Below are 20,927 nucleotides of genomic sequence, written 5' to 3' on the forward strand. Positions count from 1 at the left end.
TGCTCATCGGTAGCGCCTCCGGTTGAGTTCGGCGAGGACGGTGTCGAGGGAGGCCGAGCCGCGCCAGGGCTCGACGGCCACGCCGAGGTCGCGCAGCTCCATGACGGTGTTGTCGCGGGACAGGCGCCACAGCCGCTCGGCGTACGGGGTCCAGTGCGTCCGGCGCGGGGGCGAGACGTGCGGCGGGAGGGTGTCGACGCACAGGACGGGCCGGCCGGCGCGGGCCAGGGACGCCACGAGCGCGATCGAGCGGTCGGTGAGCAGGGGCGTGAACACCACGTTCAGGCTGCGCTGCCCGGCGAGCTGGCGGCGCAGCAGCTCGGGCGAGGGCGGGATCGGGTCCGGCGGGACCTCGACGGAGGCGAGCCAGCGGAGGGTAGCCGCGGCGTGGCGGCGGCCCGCGCCGGGGCGCATGCGGCGGCCGCGGGCGCCGAACTCGACGCAGGAGGTGCGGTCGCCCTGGAGCGCGTAGTGGGAGGCGACGGCCCCGGCGGCGCGCACGGTGAGGTCGGCGATCGAGGCGGCGCCGTCGACGCCGCCCGAGACCCCGGCCTCCACCTGGAGGTCGAGGATGAGGGTGACGTCGGTGTCACGCTCGGAGAGGGTCGCGTTGACGTACAGCTCCTGCGTGCGCATCGAGGTGCGCCAGTCGATGCGGCGGAGGCGGTCGCCGGGCTGGTAGCGGCGGACCTCGGCGAGCTCGCCGGAGTCGCCGCCGCGGCGGGAGCGGTGGACGCCGGTGACGCCGTCGGCGAACGGCAGGGACTCGGCGGACTCGAACCAGTCGGGCACCGGCAGGACCCACACGGTGGCGCCGGGCAGGCGCTGGACGGTCGTCTCCAGGAGGCCGCCGCAGGCGATGGAGCGGACGTGGACGGGACCGAGGTGGTGCTCGCCCCAGCGGCGCGCGGTCCCGGCGACGACGAGGTCGCGCCCGGAGGCCGGGGCGATCCGCTCGGCGAAGTCGCCCTTGCCGGTGTGCAGCTCGATCCAGGGGTCGGCGGCGGCGGTGACGAGCGTGGTGACCGCGGCCGCGTCGGGGTTGGCAACGACGACGCGCGCGGCGGCCGTGGCGCCTTCGGCGCAGGTCAGGTCGTCCGCGGTGCCTTCGAGGGGCGCGAGGCGGGCGTGCGGGACGCGGGTCGGGCGCTGTTGGAGGAGGAGGACGGTGCCGATCGCGAAGGGCGCGGCGATGAGCACGAGGTCGACCCGGCCGAAGGCGACCGCGGCGAGCAGGCACGCGGCGGTGACCGCGGCGGCCCGCGTCAGGGCCTTCGTGCGCCGCCACGTCACGGGCGGTTCGATCCGGGCCGGTCCGACCGGGCGCGCGTTGTCGGTGCGCAGGCTCAGGACCGGGTCGCGCGCGATCGTCATCGCAGGGGGGCGGAGTAGGTCGGGGCCTGCGCGGTCTGCGGGGCCTCGACGCCGCGGCAGATGTCGGCGACGACCGCGGCCGGGTCGATGCGGCGCATCCACAGCTCGGGTTTGAGGGTGATGCGGTGGGCGAGCGCCGCGCCGGCAACGCCCTTGACGTCGTCGGGGGTCACGAAGTCGCGCCCGGAGAGCACGGCCAGCGCGCGGGAGGCGAGGAGCAGCGCGAGCGACCCGCGGGGGGAGGCGCCGACCTGGACCTGGGCGTGGCCGCGGGTCGCGGTGGTCACGGCGACCATGTAGCGGCCGACGGAGTCCTCGACGGTGACGTCCTCGAGGGCGTGCTGCATGGCGACGAGGGTCGGGGCGTCGATGACCGGCGCGAGTTCCGCGTTCTCGGTGCGGCGGCCGATGCGGCGCTGGAGGACCTCCCACTCCTCCTCGGGCGTGGGGTAGCCGAAGGAGACGCGGAGCAGGAAGCGGTCGAGCTGGGCCTCGGGGAGCTGGTAGGTGCCCTCGAACTCGACGGGGTTGGAGGTGGCGAGGACGGTGAACGGCTCGGGGAGCAGGTGGGTCTCGCCCTCGACCGAGACCTGGCGCTCCTGCATGGCCTCCAGGAGCGCGGACTGGGTCTTGGGCGGGGTTCGGTTGATCTCGTCGGCGAGGAGGAGGTTGGTGTGGACCGGGCCCTTGCGGTAGACGAACTCGCCGGACTTCTGGTTGTAGAGCAGGGAGCCGGTGACGTCGGCGGGCAGCAGGTCGGGGGTGAACTGGAGCCGGCGGAAGTCGAGGCCGAGGCTCTGCGCGAAGCAGCGCGCGGTGAGGGTCTTGCCGAGGCCGGGCAGGTCCTCCAGGAGGATGTGGCCGCCGGCGAGGATCCCGGCGAGGACCAGGCGCAGGGGCTCGTCCTTGCCGACGATGACCGACTGGACCGACTTCAGGACGGCCGCGGCGTGGTGGGCGACCTGGTCGAGGCCGAGCTTGGCGGTCATTGAATCTCCTCTATGGCTTGCAGGTGCTCGCCGAGCACGCGCGGGGCGGGGCAGTCGGGGACCGGCCCGGTCAGGAACAGGTACGTCGCCTCGCCGAGGACGACCCGGCACTCCTCGGGCTGCTCCGCGAGGGACAGGCCGCGGCGCAGCCGCAGGCGTTCGGCGGCCAGCTCGGTGAGCTGCTGCCTGGCGTTGGTGGTGGCGAACCGGCCGGGCTTGGCCTCGGCGAAGATGAACCGGTCCTCCCAGCGGTTGACGTCGGTGAAGGGGCGCCAGGACGGCTCGTTGACGGTGTGGACGACGAGTTCGGGCGCGGGCTCGGTGTCGGCGCGCATCCCGGAGACGACGGAGTAGGCGAGGACCGCGGCGAGCGCGAAGAGGACGAGCTGCCAGATCGCGAAGTCGACGCCGCCGATGAGCGCGGCGGCCCACACGGCGACCGCGGCGGCGACGGAGGCGACGGCGGGCCACAGGCGCAGGCGCCCGAGGGGCGAGAGGAACTCGCGCACCGCGTCGCGGGCCGGGGGCCTGGTCACTGCGCCTCCCGGACGCCGAGCTGGGACCGGAGCGCGACGAGGGCGTCGCGGGCCCGGTCGCGGTCGGGCTCGCCGACCTCGCGGGGCGAGTAGCGGGCGCGCAGGTAGGTCTCGGTGAGGCGGTTCAGAGCGGCGCCGTCGAGGTCGTGGCGGGCGAGGAGCTTGTGCACGAGGTCGGCGGGGGTGTCGGAGGACTCGCGTTCGATGCCGACCGCGGCGGCGGCGCGCTCGAAGTGCACCCAGCAGGCGATGATCGCCGACCGGGCGTCGGTGCCGAGGTCCATCTCGGCGAGGGCGGCGGCGATGGCGTCGTCGACGAGCGCGAAGTCGCGGTGCAGGTACGCGGTCTCGGGGTCGGGGACCCCGCTGGACTCGGGGGCGTCGACGAGCCAGGCGATGACGCGGCGCGCGATGAACAGCAGGAGGAGGAGCGCGGGGATGCCGATGAGGACGCCGAGGACGAGCCAGGTGACCCAGGGCGGCAGGGAGAAGGTCGCGCCGGGTTCGCCGCCGGGCAGCGACGGCGGCGGCTCCATGCTCGGGGGCGGCGCCTCGAAGGTGGGGGCGTCGCCGCCCGCGGTGGGGAGGCGGCCCTGGTCCCACTGGATGCCGGTGCCCTGCGCCGCGATCCCGACGACGAGCAGCGCCGCCACGACCACGCCGACCGGCAGCCACCGCCGCAGCGCGGATCGCTCGGGCGGTGCGGGTGGCGTCATGGGTGACCTCGGGGACTCGGCGGCAGGGGTGATGCGCGTCCCCCACCTTATGTCAGGGGGACCGGGCATCCCAACTCCCCGTTTTCGGAGCGTTGTCGAACCCGGGCGCTGTCATGCGCTCGAGTCCGCGGTTCCGTTGCGTTCGTTTCGTTTAATTCGTATACTTCGTTGAGGAGGTGCGCAATGGCTGGACTCGGATCGGTCAGTTCCGTCAAGCCCGGAGATGTCGACGCAGAAGTCGCACAAAGGGCGCTCAGACGAATAAAGGACTATCTCGCTCGGCATCCCGACCAGCCCGAAATGATCGAAGTGGTCGTGGAGCACGATGAGCCCGCCTTGGTGCTGCCCCGGGCCACGGTCACGATGTTCGCGCAGATCCTGGCGCAGCTGGCGGAAGGCCGAGGCGTCTCGGTCGTCCCCTCGCAAGCGGAGCTCTCCACTCAGCAGGCCGCCGACCTGCTGGGGGTCTCCCGTCCGTATCTGATCCGGCTGCTGGAGGACGGCGTCATTCCGCACCGGAAGGTCGGGCGGCACCGCCGCGTCTCCTGCGCCGACCTCATGGCGTACAAGCAGGCCGACGACGGCGAGCGGCGCGAAGTGGCCGACGAGCTCGGAGGACTCGGACAGGAACTGGGATTCTGAATTGCCGCTGCGGGTTGTGTACGACGCGAACGTCCTGTATCCGAACAGTCTGCGCGACTTGCTGATCCGAGTCGCGCAGGCCGGTCTCGTCCAGGCGAAGTGGACCAACCGCATCCTCGATGAGGTCGAGCGGGCGATCATGAGGAACCGTCCCGAGGCACCGCGGCACAAGCTCACCAGGCTCCGCGAGCTGATGAACTCCGCCGTCCGGGACTGTCTGGTCGAAGGGTACGAACCACTGATCGAGGGGCTGAAGCTTCCCGACGCGGACGACCGGCATGTCCTGGCCGCGGCGATCACCTCTCGTGCCAACACGATCGTCACGTTCAACCTGAAGGACTTCCCTGCGGACGTTCTGGGCCAGTGGGGCATCGAAGCGTGGAGTCCGGACGAATTCCTCGTCGATCTCATCGAGCTCGACGCCAAGCTCGTCTGGGGCTGTCTGCAGCGGATCGCCGACTCCCGCAAGAACCCTCCCGAGACCGTCGACGATGTGCTGATGCAACTGGAGCGCTCAGGCTTGATCGAGGCGACCGCCGAGCTTCGCGCAGGTTGACCCGGCCGGAAAGTGCGCTCCTCCGAACGTGTTCGCAGGAGCGAAGAGCATCGAACCGCACACTTTCGTTCCGGCACCGCGGCGCGGTCAGGCGAAACGGGAGGCGAAGCGGTGCTGCCAGGGGGTCTCGACGGCCTTCGGGGAGTAGTGGGTCCTGACGTAGGCGACGGCTTCTGGGGCCGGGACGCCGTCGAGGACGGCGAGGCAGGCGAGGGCGGTGCCGGTGCGGCCGTGGCCGCCGTGGCAGGCGAGTTCGACGCGTTCGGCGGCGGCCCGGTTCCAGGCGTCGTGGAGGGCGGTCTTGAAGGCGGCCTTGTCGGCGGGGAGGCGGAAGTCGGGCCAGCGGACCCAGGTGGCGTCCCATGCCACGGCCGGGGGTTCCTTGCCGAGGAGGTAGAGCGCGAACTGCGGTTCGGGGCCGTCGGGGAGCGGCCGGGCGAGGCCGCGGCCGCGGACGAGGCGTCCGGAGGGGAGGCGGAGTACGCCGGGGTCGTCAGGGTTCCAGGTCATGGCCCGATGCTACTGCGGCGCAAGGCTATTTGGCCTCGACGAGGCCGGTGCCCTCCTCGGGGAGATCGGTGAGGGTGCGGATCGGGGTCCTGAGGAGGGCGAGGCATCCGGCGAAGAGCATCGCGGCGGCGATGAGGAGCACGGTCCGGGCGCCGGCGGCCTCGCCGGCGAGGCCGCCGAGGATCGAGCCGACGGCCATCGAGCCCCAGGTGATGACGCGCTGGGTGGCGTTGACGCGGCCTTGGATCGGGTCGGGCGTGACGGCCTGGCGGTAGCTGACGACGTTGACGTTGTAGACGACGATCGAGGCGATGAACAGGACCTGCCCCAGGAACGCGACCGCGGCGCCCCAGCCCGGGCCCGAGAGCGCGACGACGGCCATCCCCGGGCCCGACAGCGCGAGGGCGACGAGTGCGGTGCGGCCCATGCCGAACCGCTGGGAGATCTTCCCGACGAGCATCGCGCCGAGGACGCCGCCGACGCCGGACCCGGCGAGGACCAGGCCGACGACCGCGGTGGACTGGCCGGTGTCGCGGATGAGGAACACCACGAGCATCGCCTGGAACGCGCCGATCGAGAGGTTGCTCCAGGCGCTGGAGAGCGCCACGGTGCGGATGATCTGGTCCTTGAGGAGGAGGAACCTGATCCCCTGGGCGATCTCGCCGCGCAGGTTCGGGGTCGCGGACCGGACGGGTTCGGCCTCCTCGAAGCGGATGCGCCACACGCTGAACGCCGACACCACGAAACCGGCGACGGCGACCGCGACGGCCGCCGGCGCCGTCAGCAGCGTCACGAGCGGGCCGGCGAGGAGCGGGCCGCCGGTGTCCGAGGCCGAGCGGATCCCCTGCATGTGGGAGTTCGCGCCGGTGAGCCGGTCGTTGTCGATGAGCATCGGGATGTAGCTGCCCTGCGCCACGTCGAAGCACACCGAGACGAGGCCGAGCAGGAACATGACCGCGAAAATCTGCCACGCGGCGAGCGCGTCGAAGGCCCACGCGAGCGGGACGCTCAGCATGAGCAGCGCCCGCAGCGCCTCGCTGACGACGATGATCGGCTTGCGCCGCAACCGGTCCACCCAGGCGCCCACGAGGAGCCCGAAGATCACCAGCGCGATCTGGTCCATGGCGTTGAGGACGCCGATCTGCGCCTCGCTCAGGTCGAGGACCACGACGGCGATGATCGACACCGAGAAGTACGCGATCTGGAGGCCGACCTGGCTGGAGGCGACCGAGACGAGCAGCAGGCGGTGGTCGGGGTTGCGGAACATCGGTTCGGGGAAGCCTTTCCGGGGGGTATCCGGGCAGCTTACGCCCCGAACGCGACGAACGGGTGCCACGGCCGGTGCTCCCCTACGGCCGCAAGGGCTTCGGCGGGGGTGGCGCCGGCCGCGCAGCGGCGGTGGTACTCCAGCATCATGTCGGCGGCCATCGCGTCGGGGACCTTCGCGAGGCTGGAGACGACGGTCGAGGTGCCCGCGTGCAGGAGCGCCGCGGTGAAGCCCAGGGTCTCGTTCCCGACCTCCACAGTGGAACGTCCGAGGTCGCAGGCGGAGAGGACCACGTGCGCCGGGGGCTGGTCGAGGCTGAGGAGCTCGTACGCGTTCAGGGGCCCGAGTCCGAAGTCCAGGCGGGAGAACAGGACGTTGTCCGGCTCGTGGTGCCCGTGCGCGGCGAGGTGCGCGACGGCGGCGCCGTCGAGGGCCCGCAGCACCTCCTCGGGGTCGGACTTCTCGGCCTGCACGAGCGTCGCGTCGGGGTAGAGCGCGCCGATCGCGGCGACCTCGCTGTCGGCGCGCAGGAGCCGGGGCCCGGCGGCGACGAGCGCCGGGCGGGTCGCGGCGGGGCGGCGCACCGCGCGCCACCACGCCTCGGCCGAGGGCGCGACCGTGAGCGGGCGCCCGCGCAGCGGCGGCAGCAGCGGCCACGGCACCCAGGCGAGCTTGCTGTGCGGGATGACGACGATCTGCCGGTCGCCGACGTAGTCCGCGACCGGGTCCCAGACGCCCTCGGCGAGCGCGGTCGCGTTGCGGCGCATGGCGCTCTCGACGCTCTGGCGCAGCCGCTCGGGGTGGTGGAACGTGCGGGTCAGGGCGTCGAGGTCGGCGCCGAGGCGGCGCTCCAGTTCGGACGCCGCGTCGAGGTCCATGAGCGGCACGTGCCGGAGCCCGTCGCCGCCGGCGAGCAGGGCGCGCACGGTCCCGCCGACCTCGAACATGCTGACCACCACCGTGTCCCGCGACTCGGCGAGGTCGTGGATGTCGGCGGAGGCGATCCGCTCGGCCTGCTCCCCCGGGCCGGGCCGGGCCCGGTCGTAGTCGCGGATCTCGGCCTCCAGCCCGGAGACCCGCGCCAGCGCCTCGGCCGCCTCGCGGCCCTCGACCTGGAGCTCCCACAGCTCCTGGCGGGCCTGGCGCAGGCGCCCGAGCGCTTCGCGCGCACCGGGGTCGGAGGAGGACTTCACCGGGGGATGCGCAGCGCCTGGCCGCGGCAGCGCTCGGCCCACTGGAGCATCTCGGCGGGGCTGCCGTGGTTGGTGGTGTGGGTCAGGCCCTTGCTGGCGAGCTGGATGCCGAGCGCCGAGACCCCGGCCTGGAACTCGACGGAGCCGAACGTGGTGCGGTACTCGTCGAGCAGGTCGAGCCCGGCCCGCAGCTCGGGCATGGGGTCGCGGTCGAGCGCGATGGCGAGTTCGGCCTTCGCCAGGTACCGGGCCAGCCCCTCGGCGAGCGCGTCGTAGCCGGGGCCGCTGTGCTCGCCCTGGAGCAGGTCGGCGGCGCCGTCGAGGTCGCGCGCCCTGATCTTGGCGCGGGCGGCGAGGATGCGGGCCTGCTCGAGCCGGAGGGTCCAGCCGCGCTGCGCCAGCGCGTCGGAGAGCCGGACCACCTTCTCCGCGAAGTCCGGCCCGTCCTCGCCGGCGTCGAACTGCCCCTGGAGGATCAGCAGGCGGGCGAGGAACGCCATCGGCTCGTTGCCCTGCTCGTAGAGGGAGTCCATGGCCTGCTGGGCCCAGGTCCCGGCCGTGGTGAACTGCCGGTCCTCGAAGGCCGCCACGGCCCGCCAGAACTCGTAGATCGCGGCGTTCCGGCGGTCGCCGGCGAGGCGGTGCGCGGCGATCGCGTCGGCCCAGCGCACCGCGGCCTGCCGGTGCATCCCGACGTACAGGAGCGCGTCGCCGTACGAACCGTCCACATAGGATTCGAGAATGGGCGAATGGACTCGGAACTGATCGCGGACCTCATCGAGTTCGGAGAGCGCTTTGGTGACCTCTCCGAGATCGAGCCAGAGCTGCGCCCGCAGAAAGCGGGCCTTCGCGCGGTTCACGGGAATGTCGATGCGGTCGTACAGTTCGATCGCCCGCTGGATGTTCTCCATTCCCTTGCGGAGCTCGCCGAGATCGCGCCACACCATCGCGCGGTTGTGGAACAGCGCCGCATAGATGTTGTCGGGACCGTTCACCGCCAGATGCGGCTCGGCCTCCGCGAACCATTGCAGCGCGTCGGAAAGGCGCCCGCTCTGCCACAGGTTGAACGCCCGCTGGTGCAGCAGCATGCCCCGGTCCCGGTGGAACACGAATCCGTCGGCGCTGTCGAGGAGCCGCAGTCCCTTTGCGGCATCGCCCATCTGGGCCAGATTGGTGGAGCGGATCATGAGCACCTGGGCGGTCAGCCTCGCGCGCGCCGTTCCTGCCTCAGGCGGGTTCGCGGAGTCCCATTGCAGCGATTCGAGCGCCGCCACGAGTGCCTCTTCGGCATCCCTGATCCGGCCCCGACGGTGCAGTCGCTGGCCTCGATTGAACAGACGCCAGGCATCCTGAAGCATTCTTCACATGCTACAGCCGGACCGCCGGGGTCACGACCACCGCGGGGAGGCCGTCCCGCTGCAACGCCTCGTCCGGTCGGATCACGAGCTGGAACATCTCGTTGTTCGGCAGTCCCTCCAGCACGAACCTCCCGCTCGCGTCGGTGGAGACCCGGCGGACGCCCTGCGGACTGCGCAGTTCGACCCCGTAAGTCCCCTCCGGACCTATCCACCCGTCGAGGCGCATCTCCTCCAGTGCCGAGGGCCGCGGCGTCACCATGACGGTGACGGTCTCGCAGTCGAAGGTGATGGAGGCGGGGTCCCCCTGGTTCACCGTCAGCTCGGCCTCCCCCCGGACGAGGGTGAGCTCGGCCGGGCGGTAGACCGACGCGACCTTGGCGTCGAGCGCCGCCTCCAGTTCGAGCACGAAGTGCACCCGCTCGTTGAGGTCGTACGGCACCGGGTCGTCGCGCCGGTGGAGCTCGTTGATGACAGCGAGGATCCGCTCGTCGCAGGAGTCCAACGGTTCGAACTCGCCTTGGTCCCGATTGTCAGGTTCCATCTGCATTCCGCTCCTCACCTGCGCCCCAGGACGGGTCGTCCAGCAGGGTCCTTCTCAGCTTGTCCAGGCACCGGCCCCGAGTGGGTCCGATGCTCCCCCTTTTCATCCCGAGCTCTTCGGAGATGACGTCGTAATCCGGCCGGGCGAACGCCGCCACGTAGGCGAGCAGCGCCCGGCACTTGTCGTCCTGCGCGAGGAAGGCGCGGCGCACCGCCTCGCGCTCGGCGTCGCGGACCAGGTCGTCCTCGATGCCGTCGATGACCGGCTCCTTGATGTCGACCGGGTCCGAGACGACCTCGCGCCGCGACTGGCCGGCCACGTTCCAGGCCTCGCGGCTGACCGTGGTGCGCAGCCACTTGGTCAGCGCGCGAGGCTGGTTCAGCCCGTCCCTGGTGCGCCACAGTCGAAGCCATGCCGTCTGCACCACGTCGGCGGCGCTCTCCCGGTCGAGGCCGGCCCGCCGGGCCACTCGCCAGAGCGGCTCGTTGAGCTCCTCGATCAGGGTGCGCTGCGCGATGCTGTCGCCGGCGCGCGCGGCGATGTAGAGCCGCGCGTACCGGTCGTAGTCCACCGCCGCCACCGAGTGAGCTGATATCGCGTTCATGTCTTCAGGCTAGCGACTCTTCAGCCGCGCGAGGGCCGCGTGAGCGCGCTCCGCGGCCTTGACCGAGTCCTGCACCTCCTCGACCCCCGACTCGGCGATGGCGTTCAGCAGATAGGCCGCCGCGACCGGGGCCGCGAACGAGGTGCCGCTCCAGACCGCGAACCCCGACGAGAAGTCGTCGAAGTCGTAGCTCTCGCGGAACCGGTTGCGCACGCTCGACTTCGAGCGGCGCTCGGGCTCGCGGGAGCCCTCGGCCTCGCACGGGTACGTGCTCACCAGCCCGGCCCCGGTGGCGTAGCACGAGACCCACGGGCCCTCGTTGGAGAACATCGCGATCTCGAGGTTCGGGTTCAGCGCGCCCACGCTCACGATCGGCGCCGCGTTCGCGAGCGGCTCGTGCGCGGCGAACGCGGCGGGGTAGAACGGCCGGTCCGAGGACTGGTTCCCGGCCGCGGCGACGACGGGGATGCCCAGCGCCGCAAGGCGGTTCACCGCGTCGCCGATCCACCCGCCCGGCTCGTCGTGCGGGTTCTCGTCGACGTAGCCCATCGCCAGGACCACCACGTCCACCGCGTACGCCTCGGCGTCGCCGCCGCGGGCGGCCTCGATCTGGTCCGCGAGGTGGTGGAGCGCGCCGATGACGTCGTGCTCGTACGCGAGGCCGTCGTTGTGGATGACCCGCAGCGAGTAGACCTGCACGTCGGGCGAGAGCTGCCGCAGCAGCCCGGTGATGAAGGTGCCGTGCCCGAAGTGGCTCGCGACCTCGCCGATGAGGGTCGGCTCGTGGACCGGCCCCTCCCACGGGTCGTCCAGCGGGATCGCCGGGGAGTCGGAGTGCTCGCCGAGCTTCACCTGGAAGGCGTGGTCGACCACGACGAAGGTGTCCTCGTCCTCGGACCGGTCCGAGACGTCGAACGCGGGGTGGCGGTTCGGGACGCCGGTGTCGAGCACCGCGACCCGCAGGCGGCGGTCGAGGCGCCGGCGCGAGGGCATGGGGTTGACCATGTCGACCGGGACGCGCCCGAGGGACGCCGCGCGCGGGCCCCCGGCCGGCGTCTCGCCGCCGCCGATGCCGATGCCGCCTTTGGAGCAGATCATCAGGTGCTCCAGGCGGACCTTGTCGAGGAGCTCCACCGGGAGGCTCTCCTCGCTGGTGTCGGTGCGCAGGCGCTGGAGCAGCGACCACGCGTCGACGCCGGCGTGGTCCCCGTGGGCGCTCACCACCGGGACGCGGTACGAGCCCTGGCCGGGCACGAGCGTGCTCGCGGGCTGGCTCTCGATCGTCATGCCGCTGGGCCGGATCGCCCCTTCGAGCCGGCGGAGGGCCGCCTCGTCGTTGATGACCGACTCGTCGACCAGCAGCCGGTCGTAGCGGTAGATAGTGCCGACGGGGGCCGAGCGGCCCGCGGTGCGGACGACCTGGCCCGGGGCGAGGACGCGGCCGCCGTGGCGGTCCAGAGTGGAGTAGGCGAGTTCGGGCACGCCGCTCATGTGGTCGCGGCGCGGATTGGGCTTCAGATGGGGTTCGTTCTCGGCGAACACCAATCGCATGGGAGCTCCTCTGGTCGTCTTCGGGGGTCTATGCGGTTGTCGGTGAGGAGGGGGATCTCTTCGATGCCGATTCTCCTCACCTTCTGCCGGGCGTGGGGTCCACGCCTGGTCCGATAGGTCGAAGGGCACTCAAGCCCGGAATGCCGCGAACGCCACGGGCTGACGGATATCGCGGCTTTCACCAGGGAAGAGGCAGGGCGTTCACCCGGGATACACACGGGAACGCGGATTCTCAGATTGGCACGTTCGAGGGACGCCGAACGCGCCCCGGAGGCGGACCTCCGGGGCGCGTCGAGTCGCGGTCTTACTGCTTGGCGGGCGCGTCCTCGCCGTCGTCGATGACCTCGACGATCGGCTCGTCGTCCCAGGTCTCGATGTCGAACTCGCCGTCGCGCACGCCCTCGACGAACGCCTCCCACTCCGACGGGGTGTAGATGAGGATGTCGCCCTCGGGGTCCTCGGCCATGCGCAGGGCCACCAGGCCGTTGTCGGCGTAGCCGATCTCCAGGGCGGCGGGAGTGCCGTCCTCGTGCGTCGTGCGCTCCCAGCGCGCCTCGGCGGTGTCGAACTCGCCCTTGAGCGGATGCTCACGCTTCGTCATCCCGTAAGCATAGAAAGGGCCCGGACCGCGTGGTCCGGGCCCTCCTCGCGGACGGGCTAGCCCTGGTGCGGGTAGCGGTACTCCGTCGGCGGGACGAAGTTCTCCTTGATGGAGCGCGGGCTGACCCAGCGGACGAGGTTCTGCCAGGAGCCGGCCTTGTCGTTGGTGCCCGAGCCGCGGGCGCCGCCGAAGGGCTGCTGGCCGACGACCGCGCCGGTCGGCTTGTCGTTGATGTAGTAGTTGCCGGCCGCGAAGCGCAGTTCTTCACTCGCGCGGGCGATGGCGGCCCGGTCGGTGGCGAAGACCGCGCCGGTGAGCGCGTACGGGGCGATGTCGGCGGCCTGGCGCATGACGGCGTCGAAGTCGCCGTCGTCGAAGACGTGCACGGCGTTGATCGGCCCGAAGTACTCCTCGGAGAACAGCTCGTGCGTCGGGTCCGTGGACTCGATGAGCGTGGGCTGCACGAAGAAGCCCTGCGAGTCGTCGGCGGTGCCGCCGGTGACCACGGTGGCCTTCGCGTCGCCTTGCAGGCGTTCGAAGAGCGCGGTGTGCTTGGCGTAGGCGCGGGCGTCGATGACGGCCCCGCCGAAGTTGGTGAAGTCGGTGACGTCGCCGTAGGTGATGTCCTCGGTCATGCCGACGACGGCGTCGCGCAGCCCGTTCCTCCACAGCGACGCGGGCACGTAGGTGCGCGAGAGCGCCGAGCACTTCTGGCCCTGGTACTCGTAGGCGCCGCGGACCATCGCGACGGCGAGCGCGTGCGGGTCGGCGCTGGGGTGGGCGATGATGAAGTCCTTGCCGCCGGTCTCGCCGACCAGGCGCGGGTAGGTGCGGTAGCCGCCGATGTGCTTGCCCACGGTGGACCACAGGTGCTGGAAGGTCCTGGTGGAGCCGGTGAAGTGGATGCCGCCGAGGTCGGGGTCCAGCAGCGCGGTCTCGGAGTGCTCGCCGACGCCGGTGACCATGTTGATCACCCCGTGCGGCAGCCCGGCCTCCAGGAGCACCCGCATCACGAAGTGCGCGGCGAACTGCTGGGTCGGCGAGGGCTTCCACACGACGGTGTTGCCCATGAGGGCCGGCGCGGTCGGGAGGTTCCCGGCGATGGCGGTGAAGTTGAACGGGGTGATCGCGAGGACGAACCCGTCGAGCGGGCGGTGGTCCATGCGGTTCCACAGGCCCTTGGAGGAGATGGGCTGCTCGCGGTAGATGCCCTCGGCGAAGGCGACGTTGAAGCGCAGGAAGTCGATGAGCTCGCACGCGGCGTCGATCTCGGCCTGCGCGGCGGTCTTGGACTGGCCGAGCATGGTCGCGGCGTTGAGCACGTCGCGGTAGGGGCCGGAGATGAGCTCGGCGGCGCGCAGGAAGACGGCGGCGCGGTCGGCGAAGTCGGTGCGGATCCAGTCGTGGCGGGCCGCCTTGGCGGCGGCGACGGCGTCGGCCCACTCGCCGGCGGTGGCCTCGCGGACGGTGCCGAGGACGTGGCCGCGGTTGTGCGGCTGCACGACCTCGATCTCGGCGCCGGCGCCGCGGCGCCACTCGCCCGAGATGCTGTGGTCCAGGTCGAGGCGGGTGCCGGCGAGTTCGGCGAGCTTCTTCTGGAGCCGCTCGCGCTCGGGCGTGCCGGGCGCGTAGGTGTTGACCGGTTCGTTCTCCGGCTTCGGTACCGTAAACAAGGCGTCCATCGCACCCTCCCATTGATTCGACGGATATTGCGATAATCAGTCTTTGAACACGAGGTTACTCGACCCGTTTCGCTACCGCCATCCTCGCACAATCCGACCCCGGTGAACCGGTGCGATGCGAACAAAGGAGGGCACCGCGGCCGGTGGCCGCGCGCGGGCCACAACGGCGGCGCCGCGGACGGCGCGCGGGACCGGGGTCCGTACTCTGGGGTCGTGACCGATACGCAGGAGCAGCACGCCGAAACCGCCGCGACCGCGCCCGCCGCCCCCCGGCCGGGCCCCGCCGCGCTCTGGATCCTCGCCGTCGCCGCCGTCCTCTCCCTCGCCGGCGTCGTCTACTCGCTGTACCGCCTCACCGGCATGGCCGACGGCCTCGACGACACCGGCGTCATGATCCTCGCGAACTCCCTGTTCAGCCCCATCATCGTCACCGTCTTCGCCGGCGCGGTCGCCGGCGTCGTCACCCCGCGCCTGGTCAAGGGCCCGCAGCAGGCCCTCACCGTGCTCGGCGCGCTCGTCCTCGGCCTCGCCGCCGGGGCCGCCGCCTACTTCTCCTTCAGCGCCGACGCCGACATCGCCCTGGCGGTGGGCCTGGTGCTGTTCGGCTCCGCGATCGCGGGCGGCCTGTTCGCGCTGCCGAAGCGGTCGGTCGCGGTGGTCGCCGGGCTCAGCGCCACGCTCCTGCTGCTCGCGTTCATGTTCGGCCGCGGGTTCTACGAGGCCGCGTCCTCGGTGAGCCTGTTCTCCGACCCTCTCGACGAGTACGGCGCGCTCGGCACCGCGATCCCGTTCGTCGCCGGCATCGCCTGCGGCATCGGCGCGTTCCTGTACCTGCGGGCCAAGAAGGCCGGCGTCAAGCTCCTCGGGCACCTGCTCGCCGGGGCCCTTCCCGGCGGGATCTGGCTCGCGGCCACGGTCATCGCGCAGGTCGGCGTCGAGGTCGTCCTGAACACCGGGCTGAACGAGGTGTCCCCGCTCGACGAGGCGTTCCTCGCCCTGAGCTTCCAGTGGCAGTACAACGGGTCGATGACCGCGATGTTCGCCGGGGCGCTGTGCGCGGTCCTCGCGTACGGGCTGCTCCTGCCCAAGCCCGCGAAGGCCGGGGCCGCGAAGCCTCAGTCCAAGGCCGCCAAGAAGTCCTGAGCCTCGGAGGGCGCGTACCAGTCCAGGACGTGCGCCTCCACCGCGTCGAGGTCCGGCTCGTCCGCGGCGAGCGCCCGCGCGACCTCCTCGGCCGCCGACGCGTCGTCCGCGTGGAACGCCGCCACCCGCTTGAGCTTCACGACCCCGTCGAAGTCGGCGGCCGTGCCCTCGGCGTGCTCGGACAGCAGGTCGCCGGGGACGTCCGCGGAGACCACGATCCGGCGCGGGACCCCGCCCGCCAGCAGCGGCAGCGAGTCCAGGGCCGCGTCGGCGAACGCCGTGTACTCCAGGTCCTCCTCGTCCGCGCCCGGCGCCTCGCGCCGGAGCCACGAGGTGACCGTGCGGACGGCCGACACCGGCTTGATCTCACCGGTGCCGGCCAGCGTCCGCAGGAGTGCCGCGTTCGCGGGTACGTAGATGCGCGCCATGCCTCTAGTGTGCGGCACCGGGCGCGCCGTGGCAGCGCTTGTACTTCTTCCCCGAGCCGCACGGGCACAGCTCGTTGGGGCCGACCTTCTCGACGCGGCGCTGCTGCGGGTTCGCCTGCTGCGCGGGCGGCGCGGTGGCGGCCTTGCGGGGCCCGGAGGCGCGCGCCGACTTCGAGGCGACCTTCGCGGCGCCCTTCTGGCCCGCGCCCGGGGTGCGCTTGACGTCGCGCTTCTGGCCGGCGACGGGCTTGGGCGGGCGCTTGAACACCGCGCCGTCCTCGGTCGTGGCCTGCTCCTGGACGCCCGACGCGGAGTCGATCGACGGCGCCGACTGGAGCAGCATCTCCGGCTTGCGCAGCGGTTCGAGCCCGCGGATCTCGGCCTCCGGCTCGGCGGCCCCGCCCTCGGGCTTGGTCTTGAGCTCGGCGTTCATGAGGAAGCGGACCGTGTCCTCCTTGATGCCGTCGAGCATCGTCTGGAACATGTCGAACGCCTCGCGCTGGTACTCGATGACCGGGTCGCGCTGGGCGTAGGCCCGCAGGCTGATGCCCTGCTTGAGGTAGTCGACCTCGTACAGGTGCTCGCGCCACTTCCGGTCGATCGTCTGGAGCAGCACGCGCCGCTCCAGCTTGCGCAGGACCTCTTCGCCGAACTCGGCCTCGCGGCCGGCGTAGACCTCGTGCGCGTCCTCCTTGACGGCCTTGAGGAGCGTCTCGGCGTCGAGCTCGTCGAGCCCGCCCGCCCGCTTCACGAGCTCCTTGTGGGTCAGGCCGATCGGGTAGAGCTGCTTGAAGGCCGACCACAGCTCGTCGAGGTCCCAGTCCTCGCCGTAGCCCTCGCTGGTCGCGCCCGCGACGTACGCCTCCAGGACGTCGTCGATGAAGTGCTCGATCTGCTCGGAGACGTCCGCGCCGTCGAGGACCTTGCGCCGCTCGTCGTAGATGACGGTGCGCTGGTTGTTCATGACCTCGTCGTACTTGAGGACGTTCTTGCGGATCTCGGCGTTGTGGCCCTCGATCTGCGACTGCGCCGACTCGATCTGGCGGGTCACGAGCTTGGAGACGATCGGCACGTCGTCGGGCACGCGCATGCGGTTCATCATGGCGCGCACGGCGTCCGCGTTGAAGCGCTTCATGAGGTCGTCCGAGAGCGAGAGGTAGAACCGGGACTCGCCGGGGTCGCCCTGGCGCCCGGACCGGCCGCGGAGCTGGTTGTCGATGCGGCGGGACTCGTGGCGCTCGGTGCCGAGCACGTACAGGCCGCCGGCGTCCTTGACCTCCTCGCCCTCGCTCTCGCAGATCTCGTCGAACTTGGCCTTGGCCTCCTCGAAGGCCGCGGCGTACTCCGCCTCCTCGGCCTCGTCGACGCCGCGCGTGCGCAGCTCCTCGGCCGCCATGTACTCGGGGTTGCCGCCGAGCATGATGTCGGTGCCGCGCCCGGCCATGTTCGTGGCGACCGTGACCGCCCCGAGCTTGCCGGCCTGGGCGATGATGTCGGCCTCCTTCGCGTGGTTCTTCGCGTTGAGGACGTTGTGCTTGATGCCGCGGCGCTTGAGCAGGCCGGCGAGCATCTCGGACTTGTCGACCGAGACGGTGCCGACGAGGACCGGCTGGCCGGTCTCGTGGCGCTCGGCGATGTCGTCGACGACCGCCTGGTACTTCGCCTCTTCGGTCTTGTAGATGACGTCGGGCTGGTCGCGGCGGATCATCGGCCGGTTCGTGGGGATCGGGATGACGCCCATGCCGTAGACGTTGTTGAACTCCGACGCCTCGGTCTGCGCGGTGCCGGTGATGCCCGCGAGCTTCTCGTAGAGGCGGAAGTAGTTCTGGAGCGTGGTGGTCGCGAAGGTCTGGTTCTCCTGCTTGATCTCCACCTTCTCCTTGGCCTCGATGGCCTGGTGGATGCCCTCGTTGAAGCGGCGCCCGGCGAGCACGCGGCCGGTGAACTCGTCGACGATGAGGACCTCGTCGGCGTCGGAGACGATGTACTCGCGGTTGCGCTCGAACAGCTCCTGCGCCTTGATGGCGTTGTTCAGGTAGCCGACCAGGGGGGTGTTCACCGAGTCGTAGAGGTTCTCGATGCCGAGGCGGTCCTCGACGCGGGCGACGCCGGCCTCGGTGATCGCGATGGTGCGCTTGCCCTCGTCGACCTCGTAGTGCTCGTCGCGCTTCATGGTGCGCACGATGTTCGCGAACTCGGTGTACCAGCGCTTGGAGTGCTCGGCGGGGCCCGAGATGATGATCGGGGTCCGGGCCTCGTCGACCAGGATCGAGTCGACCTCGTCGACGAGCGCGAAGTTGTGGCCGCGCTGCACGAGGTTGTCGGCCGAGCCGGTCATGTTGTCGCGCAGGTAGTCGAACGCGAGCTCGTTGTTCGTGGAGTAGGTGATGTCGGCGGCGTAGGCCGCGCGGTGCTTCTCCGAGCCCTCGCCCGGGAGCACGATGCCCACGCTCAGGCCGAGGAACCGGTGGATCTCGCCCATCCACTCCGCGTCGCGTCGCACCAGGTAGTCGTTGACGGTGACCTGGTGCACGCCGTTGCCGGTGAGCGCGTTGAGGTAGACCGGGAGCGTCGAGACGAGGGTCTTGCCCTCGCCGGTCTTCATCTCGGCGATGTTGCCCTGGTGGAGGGCGGCCCCGCCCATGAGCTGCACGTGGTAGTGGCGCATCCCGCGGACGCGGTCGGCGGCCTCGCGGACGGTGGCGAACGCCTCGGGGAGCAGGTCGTCGGTGGTCTCGCCGTCCTTGAGCCGCTCCTTGTACTCGTCGGTGAGCGCGCGCAGCTCCGCGTCGGTCAGCGCCTTGTACTCGTCTTCCAAGGAGTCGACCGCGTCGGCGATCGCGTTGAGCCGCTTGAGCGCGCGGCCTTCGCCGGCCCGCAGTACCTTCTCGAACAAGGACACGGAAGATCAGCTCCCAGCAAGGTCGTACCAGAACGGGTGGAATTCCCGGTCAATACTACGCGTAGGCGGCGGCTGGCCCCGATCGCAGCCGGTGGGGCACAATCGGGGGCTATGGAACCGGTCACCCTCCACGCCGACGGCCTGCGGCTCGTCGCCTGGGAGCAGCGGCACCTGCCCGATCTCGCGCGGATCTACGCCGACCCGCTCATCGAGCGCTTCCTGGTCATGCCGCTCCCGTGGACCGGACCCGCGCGCGACCGGTACGTGGAGACCCAGCGCCGCCACTGGGGCGGGGCGAACCCGCGGTGGGCGGTCGAGGAGGCGGGGCGCCTGGTCGGCTCGATGGCGCTGACCAAGTCCTTCCCCGGCGAGATGACCATCACCTACGTCACCGCGCCGTGGGCGCGCGGGCGCGGGGTGGCCCAGCGCGGCATCCGCGCGGCCGTCGAGTTCGGGTTCGCGCGCCTCGGCGCGCGCCGCATCGCGTGGGACGCGATCGTCGGCAACCACGCCTCGCGCCTGGCCGCGCTGCGCACCGGGTTCACCGTCGAGGGGATCTCCCGCGGCGGCGTCAACCAGCGCGGGGTCTCGCGCGACTGCTGGATCGGCGGGATGCTCCCCGGGGACCTGCGCGGACCCGGCGACCCGCCGCCGCACTACGCGGCCATGAAGCTCCAGGCCGCGTTCTTCACCGCGCCGCAGCCGGTCCTGGAGACCGGCGCCCAGGGGCTGCGCCTGCGGGCCCTGCGCGAGTCGGACCTCGACGACCTCGCGGCGACCTGCGCCGACGAGCAGACCCAGCGGTACACGACGGTGCCGCGCGGCTACACCCGCGACGACGCCGCCGATTGGCTCGCCTCCAGCCGCAGGCGCCGCGACGAGGGGACCGCGGTCCTCTACGTCCTCGCCGACGCGCACGACCGGTACTCCGGCAGCGTCCAGCTCAGCCTCCGCGAGCCCGGCGAGGCCGAGATCGGGTTCCACGCCGCGCCGTGGGCGCGGGGCCGCGGCTGGACCACCGCCGCCGTGACGCGCGTCGTCCGGCTCGGCTTCGACGCGCTGGGCCTGGAGAAGATCGACTGGCGGGCCGTGGTCGGCAACGAGGGCTCGCGCCGGGTCGCCGAGAAGGCCGGGTTCACCGTCGAGGGGGTCCGCCGGGGGCTGCGCCACGGCGCGGACGGGCGCGCCGACTCGTGGGTCGGGAGCCTGTTCCCGGACGACCTCGCCTGATCCGCCCGCATCGGCGCATCCTGCGCAATTCGAACTCCGCAAACGGTTGACGCACCGCGCGCGGACTGCTTTTCTGAGGACGTGCAGTACTTCGAACCCGTCGAGACCACGGCGTTCGTGCTGCGCCCCGCCGATCCCGGTGCGACTGTGGACTGCGGGTTCACCCCCGACGCGGTGGCCGTGTCGCCGGAGGGCGAGGCGGTCTGGGGCGCGCTGTCGTTCAGCGGCGCGCCCGTCGCCGGCGTCCGGTACTGGGTCGCCCCCGAGCGGCGCGGCAAGCGGCTCGCCTCGGCGATGCTGCGGGCCGTGTCACCGGTGATCTTCGACGCGGGCGCAACGCGCCTGGAGGCGCGGCCGCCGGTGCGCGACCAGGCGGCGATCCGCGCCGCGATGGGCGCGGGCCTGCGGCCCGACGGCGGCGTGTCCCGCGGCGCGGCCTGGGACGGGACCGAGGCGCTGACCCTGGGGCTGCTGCCGGGCGACGGCACGGGCCCGGCGCCGCGCGTGCTCCCCGACCTGCCGGGCGGGTCCCTGAGCGACGGCGTCATCGCCCTGCGCCCGCTCGTACCAGGGGATTTCGCGGCGCACCTGCGCCACCGCTCCAGCCCGGACGTGTACGCCGGGGCGGCCCTGCCGCTGCCGCCGAGCGCCGCGGAGGCGCGCGAGGTGTGCGAGTGGCGCGCGGCGGTCGACTGGCTCCGCGGGCGCAGCGCGCTCATGGCGATCGACGACGGCGAGGGCTACCAGGGGACGATCGGGCTCTACGACGTGGCGCGGATCGTCGGCACCGGCATGATCGGGTACGACCTGCGGGCCGCGGTGCGCGGCCGCGGGTACGCGACGAGAGCGGTGAACCTGTTGCGGCGCTGGGCGTTCCACGAGGTCGGGCTGGACCGGGTGTGGGCCGGGACCGACCTCCACAACACCGCGTCGCAGGCCGTCCTGCGCCGCGCGGGCTTCCGGCTGGAGGGCGTCGAGCGCGGCGGACTGCCGACGCTGGCGGGCCGCCGGCGCGACACGTTGGTGTGGGCTGTGTTGAGCAGCGATTGAGGTGCAACCCGAGGGGTGGTGCCGGGCGTCGAGGATATAGTTATCGCGTCGCTT

Annotated in this window: 20 protein-coding genes; 5 read left to right on the forward strand and 15 right to left on the reverse strand. The window is 71.9% G+C overall.

Translation table 11 applies throughout. The annotated features are described in order from the left end of the window. Positions 1–3 precede the first annotated feature (3 nt). Genes BLS99_RS10035 through BLS99_RS10050 form a run of 4 tightly spaced genes read right to left on the reverse strand, consistent with a single transcriptional unit; the run spans position 4 to position 3,615 of the window. Positions 4–1,374, reverse strand: coding sequence for a DUF58 domain-containing protein (locus BLS99_RS10035; RefSeq protein ID WP_091048067.1), 1,371 nt, complete (start codon positions 1,372–1,374; stop codon positions 4–6). Continuing rightward, positions 1,371–2,363, reverse strand: a complete 993-nt coding sequence (locus tag BLS99_RS10040; protein WP_091048072.1) for an AAA family ATPase — start codon at positions 2,361–2,363, stop codon at positions 1,371–1,373. Before BLS99_RS10040 ends, BLS99_RS10035 begins: the two co-directional genes overlap by 4 nt. Further along, positions 2,360–2,899: a hypothetical protein gene (locus BLS99_RS10045; RefSeq protein ID WP_091048076.1), complete on the reverse strand. Its 540-nt coding sequence runs from the start codon at positions 2,897–2,899 to the stop codon at positions 2,360–2,362. The genes BLS99_RS10040 and BLS99_RS10045 overlap by 4 nt, the downstream gene beginning before the upstream one ends. Beyond that, entirely contained in the window at positions 2,896–3,615 is a 720-nt protein-coding gene (locus tag BLS99_RS10050) for a DUF4129 domain-containing protein (RefSeq protein ID WP_143034742.1), read from the reverse strand. Before BLS99_RS10050 ends, BLS99_RS10045 begins: the two co-directional genes overlap by 4 nt. 183 nt (positions 3,616–3,798) lie before the next feature. On the opposite strand from BLS99_RS10050, the gene BLS99_RS10055 reads away from it, so the two are divergent. Together BLS99_RS10055 and BLS99_RS10060 are read left to right on the forward strand one after the other, a co-directional pair. Then, complete coding sequence (locus BLS99_RS10055; RefSeq protein WP_091048083.1) at positions 3,799–4,257, forward strand: helix-turn-helix domain-containing protein; 459 nt, start codon at positions 3,799–3,801, stop codon at positions 4,255–4,257. Position 4,258: 1 nt separating this feature from the next. After that, a complete protein-coding gene (locus tag BLS99_RS10060; RefSeq protein ID WP_091048086.1) occupies positions 4,259–4,813 on the forward strand; it encodes a PIN domain-containing protein in 555 nt (184 codons plus the stop codon). 87 nt (positions 4,814–4,900) lie between these two features. Here the strand turns inward: BLS99_RS10060 and BLS99_RS10065 are convergent, their stop codons facing one another. The 9 genes from BLS99_RS10065 to pruA form a co-directional block, all read right to left on the reverse strand. After that, a complete protein-coding gene (locus BLS99_RS10065) occupies positions 4,901–5,323 on the reverse strand; it encodes a protein-tyrosine phosphatase family protein (protein ID WP_091048090.1) in 423 nt (140 codons plus the stop codon). Between the two features lie 25 nt (positions 5,324–5,348). Continuing rightward, the gene (locus BLS99_RS10070; RefSeq protein ID WP_091048094.1) at positions 5,349–6,590 is read right to left on the reverse strand and encodes an MFS transporter; all 1,242 of its coding nucleotides are present in this window, start codon (positions 6,588–6,590) and stop codon (positions 5,349–5,351) included. Between the two features lie 38 nt (positions 6,591–6,628). Beyond that, complete coding sequence (locus tag BLS99_RS10075) at positions 6,629–7,783, reverse strand: CHAT domain-containing protein (RefSeq protein ID WP_091048098.1); 1,155 nt, start codon at positions 7,781–7,783, stop codon at positions 6,629–6,631. Next, entirely contained in the window at positions 7,780–9,057 is a 1,278-nt protein-coding gene (locus BLS99_RS10080; RefSeq protein ID WP_143034743.1) for a tetratricopeptide repeat protein, read from the reverse strand. Before BLS99_RS10080 ends, BLS99_RS10075 begins: the two co-directional genes overlap by 4 nt. 94 nt (positions 9,058–9,151) lie before the next feature. After that, positions 9,152–9,682, reverse strand: a complete 531-nt coding sequence (locus BLS99_RS10085) for a hypothetical protein (RefSeq protein ID WP_143034744.1) — start codon at positions 9,680–9,682, stop codon at positions 9,152–9,154. Next, positions 9,672–10,286, reverse strand: coding sequence for an RNA polymerase sigma factor (locus BLS99_RS10090; protein WP_091048108.1), 615 nt, complete (start codon positions 10,284–10,286; stop codon positions 9,672–9,674). Before BLS99_RS10090 ends, BLS99_RS10085 begins: the two co-directional genes overlap by 11 nt. Positions 10,287–10,295: 9 nt before the next feature. Further along, entirely contained in the window at positions 10,296–11,837 is a 1,542-nt protein-coding gene (locus tag BLS99_RS10095; protein WP_091048112.1) for a S8 family peptidase, read from the reverse strand. 304 nt (positions 11,838–12,141) lie between these two features. Next, entirely contained in the window at positions 12,142–12,438 is a 297-nt protein-coding gene (locus tag BLS99_RS10100) for a DUF397 domain-containing protein (protein WP_091048115.1), read from the reverse strand. A 56-nt stretch (positions 12,439–12,494) separates the two neighbouring features. Continuing rightward, on the reverse strand, positions 12,495–14,120 hold the full coding sequence (gene pruA, locus BLS99_RS10105; RefSeq protein ID WP_091048118.1) for an L-glutamate gamma-semialdehyde dehydrogenase: 1,626 nt from the start codon (positions 14,118–14,120) through the stop codon (positions 12,495–12,497). 213 nt (positions 14,121–14,333) lie between these two features. Here pruA and BLS99_RS10110 point away from each other — a divergent pair, with 213 nt between their 5' ends. Further along, positions 14,334–15,263, forward strand: a complete 930-nt coding sequence (locus BLS99_RS10110; RefSeq protein WP_091048122.1) for a hypothetical protein — start codon at positions 14,334–14,336, stop codon at positions 15,261–15,263. Here the strand turns inward: BLS99_RS10110 and BLS99_RS10115 are convergent. Both BLS99_RS10115 and secA read right to left on the reverse strand, forming a co-directional pair. Then, the gene (locus BLS99_RS10115) at positions 15,236–15,691 is read right to left on the reverse strand and encodes a DUF6912 family protein (RefSeq protein ID WP_091048126.1); all 456 of its coding nucleotides are present in this window, start codon (positions 15,689–15,691) and stop codon (positions 15,236–15,238) included. The genes BLS99_RS10110 and BLS99_RS10115 overlap by 28 nt on opposite strands. 4 nt (positions 15,692–15,695) lie before the next feature. Beyond that, positions 15,696–18,593, reverse strand: a complete 2,898-nt coding sequence (gene secA / locus BLS99_RS10120) for a preprotein translocase subunit SecA (RefSeq protein ID WP_091048130.1) — start codon at positions 18,591–18,593, stop codon at positions 15,696–15,698. Between the two features lie 111 nt (positions 18,594–18,704). Here secA and BLS99_RS10125 point away from each other — a divergent pair, with 111 nt between their 5' ends. After that, positions 18,705–19,823 (forward strand): GNAT family N-acetyltransferase, encoded by a 1,119-nt coding sequence (locus BLS99_RS10125; RefSeq protein WP_091048134.1) that lies wholly within the window; start codon positions 18,705–18,707, stop codon positions 19,821–19,823. A gap of 81 nt (positions 19,824–19,904) precedes the next feature. Further along, on the forward strand, positions 19,905–20,873 hold the full coding sequence (locus BLS99_RS10130; RefSeq protein ID WP_091048137.1) for a GNAT family N-acetyltransferase: 969 nt from the start codon (positions 19,905–19,907) through the stop codon (positions 20,871–20,873). Positions 20,874–20,927 lie beyond the last annotated feature (54 nt).

The sequence above is a fragment of the Glycomyces sambucus genome, from assembly GCF_900102815.1.
In the GTDB taxonomy this organism is placed as follows: Bacteria; Actinomycetota; Actinomycetes; order Mycobacteriales; family Micromonosporaceae; genus Glycomyces; species Glycomyces sambucus.